Annotated in this window: 2 protein-coding genes; one reads left to right on the forward strand and one right to left on the reverse strand. The window is 70.7% G+C overall.

Annotation, left to right across the window (positions count from 1 at the left end; all coding sequences use genetic code 11):
- Positions 1-613: DUF294 nucleotidyltransferase-like domain-containing protein (locus EQG76_RS33035; protein WP_321573441.1), on the reverse strand; the 613-nt coding region annotated here is incomplete at its 3' end.
- Positions 614-696: 83 nt separating this feature from the next.
- Here EQG76_RS33035 and ccmD point away from each other — a divergent pair.
- On the forward strand, positions 697-809 hold a 113-nt coding region (ccmD, locus tag EQG76_RS33335), incomplete at its 3' end, for a heme exporter protein CcmD (RefSeq protein WP_159712502.1).

Raw genomic sequence — 809 nt, forward strand, 5'->3', positions numbered from 1 at the left:
TCGACACGGTGAGGTCCTGCTGGGCGAGCTTGATGCACTCGCCGGTCGTGCGGGTCGCCTGGCCGACCTTCAGGCCCAGGTCCCAGAGCCGGTAGAGCAGGTACTCGGTGATCTGCTCGCCGACCGGCGTGCGCTTGTAGGGGACCAGGAACAGGAGATCGATGTCCGAGTGCGGGCAGAGCTCGCTGCGCCCGTAGCCGCCCACCGCCAGCACCGCCATGCCCTCGCCCTTGGTCGGGTTGGGGGTCGGGTAGACATGAGTGCTGGCCAGGTCCAGCAGGCCCTGGATCAGCCCGTCGGTGATGGAGCTGAGTGCCTCCACCGCGGCCTCGGCCGGCCCGCCTGCCTCGAACGCGGCGCGGACCAGGCCGCGGGCATCGCCATGGATGCGCTTCAGCGCCGCCGTGAGCCCGGGAATATCGGTGGCACCAGCCGCCCCCAATGCCTGGACCTGGGCCCGGATGGCCGGCGCATCGGGCAGCGTTGGAGCTTCGGCAACAGTCGTGCTAGGCGCAAGGGCGGCCCGCTGCGGATCCTGGCCGGACCCGGGCGTGAGTCGCGCCGCGTTGCCATGACCTTCGACCGGAGCTCCGGTGCTCGCGTCCAATTCCAACCGCCTCTCGCCGCTCGTGCCGCGCAGCGCGGCATACCGTGCCCCGCCCGCCGGGGATAGTGCCGGCACCGGAGGACCGATCCATGGCTGAGTTCCTCGCGATGGGCGGCTATGCGGCTTATGTATGGCCGGCGTTCGGATTCACCATCCTGGTCCTGGCCGGCCTCTGGGTCCTGTCCCTGCGCCAGATGCGCGC

The organism is Geminicoccus flavidas, from assembly GCF_009806515.1.
Lineage (GTDB): Bacteria > Pseudomonadota > Alphaproteobacteria > Geminicoccales > Geminicoccaceae > Geminicoccus > Geminicoccus flavidus.